Annotated in this window: 1 protein-coding gene; it reads right to left on the reverse strand. The window is 65.5% G+C overall.

Going from position 1 to position 1,196, the window contains the following annotated elements; translation table 11 throughout:
• Positions 1–1,092, reverse strand: a 1,092-nt coding sequence (locus K7W42_RS22685) for a PQQ-dependent sugar dehydrogenase (RefSeq protein WP_224577676.1), incomplete at its 3' end; no start/stop codon positions are given.
• Between the last annotated feature and the right edge of the window lie 104 nt (positions 1,093–1,196).

Here is a 1,196-nt window from a genome sequence, read left to right on the forward strand (position 1 = left end):
AAACCCTGTCACGAAGGGGGTCACGCTCTGGGGCTGGCCCGCCTCGTCAAAGTCGGCGCGCACGATTTCGTAACCGCTGGGCTCGCTGCGGTTCCACGAGCCGCGCATGGCGGCAAACATGTCGCCCCGGTACATGGCCGGGAACTGCGAGGCAGTGTAAAAGGTGCCGGCGATAGCGGCGGCGTGGGCGGTGTAGGTCAGGACGCTGCCCTGGGTGCCCGCACAGTACTCGGCGTTGGTGATGTTGCCCGGCGCGCGGCTGTTGACGTAGGGGTCCACCACCTTGTCGCCGTAGCAAAAGGGCCAGCCGTAGTTCTTGCCCCGCTGAATGACGTTGAGTTCTTCGGGCGGGATGTTGTCGCCGTGCCAGTCGCTCCCCTGGTCAAACCCGTACAGGGCGCCCGTGACGGGCTGCCAGCCAAAGCCGATGGTATGGCGCAGGCCAGACGCGTAGACCTCACGGCTCTTGCCGTCGGGCGCGATTCGCAGCAGGGCTGCCACCTCAGGGTTGGGGGTGGGCGCGTCGTTGTTCTGACTGCCAAACGAGGCGTACAGGTAGCCGTCCGGCCCCCAGGCAATCGTGCGCGCCGAGTGCTGCCCTGGTTCGGGCAGGCGGTCCGCGAAGACGCGCGGGCGGCTGAGGCTGCCGTCTTTGGCCATATCCATGACCCAGATGGTGCTGGCCCCAGCGATATACAGCTTGCCGTTCCGAACGGCGATGCCGTGCGCCGAGGTCAGGTTCTGCGCCACCTGACGGCGCTCGACGGCTTCAATCTTGCCGTCTTTATTGACGTCTTTCAGATACCAAACATCGTTCTGACCACGCCGGGTGAGATAGATGCCGCCGTCGGGCATGACGTGCAGCATGCGGGCGTTGCCCAGCCCGGTCGCCACCACCTTGATGGTGAAGCCCGCCGGCACCTTCAGCCGCGCCAGCTTGTCGGCCATGAATTCCTGCGGGGTGGGTTCGCTGCGGGTGGCAGTCACCGTGGCCGGAGCCTGGGGCTGGGGCAGCGGCTTGGGAGTGGGGGTGCCCTGAGCGGCCGCCGCGCCGCACAGCAGCCCAGCCAGAACCAGCATTCGGAAGGTCATAGCTCTACCCTCTCTTGCCGCTGGCATGGACAGATGAGACGTCCTGAAGCCGCCCTTAAAGCGGGCTCAGCGTGAAGAAAAGCGAATGTATTCGTAGGTACAAC

This window comes from Deinococcus betulae (genome assembly GCF_020166395.1).
Lineage (GTDB): Bacteria > Deinococcota > Deinococci > Deinococcales > Deinococcaceae > Deinococcus > Deinococcus betulae.